This is a genomic window from Pseudomonas sp. USTB-Z, assembly GCF_019691255.1.
Lineage (GTDB): Bacteria > Pseudomonadota > Gammaproteobacteria > Pseudomonadales > Pseudomonadaceae > Aquipseudomonas > Aquipseudomonas alloputida.
The window spans coordinates 1-5,014 of record NZ_JAECZP010000045.1 but is presented as its reverse complement, the minus strand read 5'-3'; the positions used below and the strand labels follow the sequence as shown (position 1 = coordinate 5,014).

The following is a 5,014-nucleotide window of genomic DNA, read 5'->3' as shown; positions in this document are numbered from 1 at the left end:
ATACTGGATACGATCAACCGGCTTAGCCGCATAGCTTGAACCGCCGTGTACGGAACCGTACGCACGGTGGTGTGAGAGGACGGCGGGTGTGAACCCGCCTCCTACTCAATTCTTCCTGTGCCGGCCTCTTCGCGGGCGCGCCCGCTCCCACCGATTTTCTGCATGCCTGAAGGCAAAGGTGAACCTGTGGGAGCGGGCGTGCCCGCGAATGCCTTTGGCAGATCAATCGTTGAAATCGCGCCAGCCGCCCATTTCTTTCCAGCGGTTGACGATGCCGCAGAACAGCTCAGCCGTTTTCTCGGTGTCATAACGTGCCGAGTGCGCCTCACGCCCGTCGAAATCGATGTCAGCGCTCTGGCAGGCTCGTGCCAGCACGGTCTGGCCATACGCCAGGCCCGCCAGGGTGGCGGTGTCGAAGCTGGAGAACGGGTGGAACGGGTTGCGCTTCAGGTCATTGCGCGCCACTGCTGCATTGAGGAAACCCAGGTCGAAGCTGCTGTTGTGGCCGACCAGAATTGCCCGCTTGCAGCCGTTGGCCTTGAGTGCCTTGCGCACGCCACGGAAGATGTCGGTCATCGCGCTTTCCTCGCTGACCGCCATGCGCAGCGGGTGGTCCAGCTTGATCCCGGTGAACTCAAGTGCGGCCGGCTCGATGTTGGCGCCCTCGAACGGCTCCACGCGGTGGAAGTAGGTGTGTTCGGGGAACAGGAAGCCTTTCTCGTCCATGCCGATGGTGACGGCGGCAATTTCCAGCAATGCATCGGTAGCGCTGTTGAAACCACCGGTTTCAACATCCACCACGACCGGCAGATAGCCGCGGAAGCGCTCGGCCATCGGGTGGCGAGGACCGCTGCTGCCTTGGGTGTCCAGGTCGTCTTCGTAAAGGTCTTCGCTCACGCGTTTTTCTCCAGCAGGCGCCAGCGCAGTTTTTCGCCAGCGCGCAGCGGGACTACGGTTTGCTCGCCAAATGGCAGGCTTTCCGGAGCGGTCCATTCTTCGCGGACCAGGGTAATGGTGTCGGTGTTCGCCGGCAGGCCATAGAAGGCCGGGCCGTGCAGGCTGGCGAAGCCTTCCAGCTTGTCCAGCGCGTTACGCTGCTCGAACGCTTCGGCGTACATCTCGATGGCCGCATAGGCGGTGTAGCAACCCGCGCAACCGCAGGCTGCTTCCTTGGCGTGACGGGCATGAGGTGCCGAGTCGGTGCCGAGGAAGAACTTCGGATTGCCGCTGGTGGCTGCGTCCAGCAAGGCCACCTGGTGGGTGTTGCGCTTGAGGATCGGCAGGCAGTAGAAGTGCGGGCGAATGCCGCCGACCAGCATGTGGTTGCGGTTGTACAGCAGGTGCTGGGCGGTGATGGTCGCACCCACGTTGGCCGGGGCCTCGGTGACGAACTGCGCGGCATCGCTGGTGGTGATGTGTTCGAACACCACTTTCAGCGTCGGGAAGCGCTCGACCACACGGCGCATGTGCTCGTCGATGAAGCGCTTCTCGCGGTCGAACACGTCGATCTCGCTGCGGGTCACTTCGCCATGGACCAGCAGCGGCATGCCCACTTCCGCCATTGCCTCTATGGCCGGGAAGATGTTGTCGATGCTGGTCACGCCGGAATCGGAGTTGGTGGTGGCGCCGGCCGGGTACAACTTGGCGGCGTACACGAAACCGCTGGCCTTGGCCGCGCGGATGTCCTCGGGGCTGATGTTGTCGGTGAGGTACAGCACCATCAGCGGCTCGAAGCGGCTGCCGGCCGGGCGGGCAGCCAGAATGCGCTCACGGTAGGCGCCGGCCTCGTTGGCATTGCGCACCGGCGGCACGAGGTTGGGCATGATGATGGCACGGGCGAAGGTACGCGCCACGTCGCCAACGGTGTGGGGCAGGACGGCACCATCGCGCAGATGGATGTGCCAGTCGTCGGGGCGCAGGAGGGTCAGGCGATCGGACATTGGGGATTCCAGGCGGGTCGAACTCAAGCCCCAATCCTACCGGAAAACCCCGGGGCGAGCACGGCTATCAAGTTTTCCGGACAGCGTCCGATAGCCTGCAGGTAAGCCGCCAGAATTTGTGGAGCCGCCCGTGCGCCAGCGTTACCTAGCCCTGTTGACCCTGTTCGCCAGCCTGCCGGCCGGCGCACTGACTTTCCAGACGCGCATGGAAAATATTGCCTGGAAGGTCGAGGGTGACCAGTTCGAGTGCCGTCTGAGCCAGCCGATCGAAGGTTTCGGCAGCGGTACGTTCGTGCGTCGGGCAGGCGAGCAGCCGGTGTTCCAGCTGCGGTCGGACAGCAACGTACTGGGTGCAGGCACCGCCAGCCTGCTGGCCGCGGCAGCGCCGTGGCAACCAGGGCGTGGCGATATCAACCTGGGCAATGTGCGTATGGCCCGCAGTGGTGTGCTGTTCAGCTCCTCCCAAGGGCAGGCCAGCCGGCTGATCAACGGCTTGCTCGACGGGCGTAGCACCGTCGTGCGCAACTACACCGGTGAGGCGGGCAGGCCGATGGAGGTGCGAGTGCTGCCGGTCAGCTTCGCCAAAGCCTACAATGACTATCAGGTCTGTGCTGGCAAACTGTTGCCGATGAACTACGACCAGGTGCGCCAGACCCAGGTGGGTTTCCCCGGGGGCGGTATCGAGCTGGATGCAGCAGCCAAGGCGCGGCTGGACGTGATCCTCGATTACATGAAAGCCGACCCGACGGTGAATCATGTCGAGCTCAACGGCCACTCCGACAACAGTGGCAACCGCCTTACCAACCGCGACCTGTCGCGCCGTCGGGCATTGGCCGTTGCCGATTACTTCAAGGCTAACGGTGTGCCGGAGGAGCAGATCACTGTGCGCTTCCATGGCGAACGTTATCCGCTCGCGAAGAACAACAGTGCGTCGAATCGGGCGCGTAATCGGCGGGTGAATATCGAGCTGGATCGGGTGGCGGTGGTTGAGAAACCGGTGGAAAAGCCGGTTGAGCAAGCGGCGCCGGCTGTTGCACCTGCCTCGGGCGTCCCGGGGGCGAAGGCGCCCTGAGATCTGGTCGGTGCATGTCATGGGCTCGCATCAAGGCCGCCAGGGGTTCGTCATAACATTTTCAGCGCCTGTGAGATCGAGCGCCGCCCGCGCGGCGCTTCGCGGGTAAACCCGCTCCTACGTTTGTTTCGGGCCAGTCCATCCTGTGCCTGGCGTGCGCGACCGCCTTGTTGGTACGACGCGATATCGAGATAGGCACCAAGGCGTTCGCGCGCGAATCTCACAGGCATAATTGGCCCGAAACAAACGTAGGAGCGGGTTTACCCGCGAAGCGCCGCGCGGGCGGCGCTTGGTCTCACAGGCGCAGAATGTGTCGAGGCGGACACCTGGCGGCGCTCGGTCTCACAGGCGCAGAATGTGTCGAGGCGGACACCTGGCGGCGCTCGGTTTCACAGGCGCAGAATGTGTCGAGGCGGACACCTGGCGGCGCTCGATCTCACAGGCGCTGAACTCCTCAAGGCATGCACGCTGCGGCTCGACGCCCCTCCATGGTCCTCATGCCACATCCCGCAACCGACCGCCCGTCGCCCCTACGAAAGTTCCTGTCGCTTTGTCGTCAGAAGCTGTCGCCCCACTGTAAATTTATCCGCAACGCCGGTAGAATCGGTCCCTTTCCGTACAACCCCGTGGAGTGATGGCATGGCGGACGTAAAAAAGGTCGTACTGGCGTATTCCGGCGGCCTTGATACTTCGGTGATTCTCAAGTGGCTGCAGGATACCTACAACTGCGAAGTGGTGACCTTCACCGCTGACCTGGGGCAGGGCGAAGAGGTCGAACCGGCCCGTGCCAAGGCCCAGGCAATGGGCGTTAAAGAGATCTACATCGACGACCTGCGCGAAGAATTCGTGCGTGATTTCGTGTTCCCGATGTTCCGCGCCAACACCGTCTACGAAGGCGAGTACCTGCTGGGTACTTCCATCGCCCGTCCGCTGATCGCCAAGCGTCTGATCGAAATCGCCAACGAAACCGGCGCTGACGCCATTTCCCATGGCGCCACCGGCAAGGGTAACGACCAGGTGCGCTTCGAGCTGGGTGCCTATGCCCTGAAGCCAGGCGTCAAGGTCATCGCCCCATGGCGTGAGTGGGACCTGCTGTCCCGCGAAAAGCTGATGGACTACGCCGAGAAGCACGGCATCCCGATCGAGCGCCACGGCAAGAAGAAGTCGCCGTACTCGATGGACGCCAACCTGCTGCACATCTCCTACGAGGGCGGTGTCCTGGAAGATACCTGGACCGAGCACGAAGAAGACATGTGGCGCTGGAGTGTCTCGCCTGAGAACGCCCCGGACCAGGCTACCTACATCGAGCTGACCTACCGCAATGGTGACATCGTTGCCATCGACGGCGTCGAGAAATCCCCGGCCACCGTCCTGGCAGACCTGAACCGTATCGGTGGTGCCAACGGCATCGGCCGTCTGGACATCGTCGAAAACCGTTACGTCGGCATGAAGTCGCGCGGTTGCTACGAAACGCCTGGCGGTACCATCATGCTCAAGGCACACCGTGCCATCGAGTCGATCACCCTGGACCGCGAAGTCGCTCACCTGAAAGATGAGCTGATGCCAAAGTATGCCAGCCTGATCTACACCGGCTACTGGTGGAGCCCGGAGCGTCTGATGCTGCAGCAGATGATCGACGCTTCGCAGGTCAACGTGAATGGTGTGGTACGCCTGAAACTGTACAAGGGCAATGTGACCGTGGTTGGCCGCAAGTCGGACGATTCGCTGTTCGACGCCAACATCGCCACCTTTGAAGAAGATGGTGGTGCCTACAACCAGGCAGATGCTGCTGGCTTCATCAAACTCAATGCACTGCGTATGCGCATTGCCGCCAACAAGGGCCGTTCGCTGCTCTGATTGCTGGTGTGTGCGAAAACCCCGGCTCAGTCCGGGGTTTTTTTATGGTGCGCCAGGCATGGCGCGTTGCGCGATAGCGCAACCAGCTTGGCTGTGGTGGCCTCGCTGGTGACTTGGGGGTGAAAGTCCTCTACACACCCGGCAA

4 protein-coding genes are annotated in these 5,014 nt (G+C 62.5%); 2 read left to right on the top strand and 2 right to left on the bottom strand.

Features of this window, described 5'->3' with window-relative positions; genetic code table 11:
* Positions 1-222: 222 nt before the first annotated feature.
* The gene (gene rnt, locus I8746_RS26700) at positions 223-834 is read right to left on the bottom strand and encodes a ribonuclease T (RefSeq protein WP_010952252.1); all 612 of its coding nucleotides are present in this window, start codon (positions 832-834) and stop codon (positions 223-225) included.
* Between the two features lie 59 nt (positions 835-893).
* Entirely contained in the window at positions 894-1,940 is a 1,047-nt protein-coding gene (pyrC, locus tag I8746_RS26695) for a dihydroorotase (protein WP_014755516.1), read from the bottom strand.
* A 130-nt stretch (positions 1,941-2,070) separates the two neighbouring features.
* On the opposite strand from pyrC, the gene I8746_RS26690 reads away from it, so the two are divergent.
* Both I8746_RS26690 and I8746_RS26685 read left to right on the top strand, forming a co-directional pair.
* The gene (locus tag I8746_RS26690; protein ID WP_012051398.1) at positions 2,071-3,012 is read left to right on the top strand and encodes an OmpA family protein; all 942 of its coding nucleotides are present in this window, start codon (positions 2,071-2,073) and stop codon (positions 3,010-3,012) included.
* A 639-nt stretch (positions 3,013-3,651) separates the two neighbouring features.
* The gene (locus I8746_RS26685) at positions 3,652-4,869 is read left to right on the top strand and encodes an argininosuccinate synthase (RefSeq protein ID WP_003254941.1); all 1,218 of its coding nucleotides are present in this window, start codon (positions 3,652-3,654) and stop codon (positions 4,867-4,869) included.
* Positions 4,870-5,014: the final 145 nt, after the last annotated feature.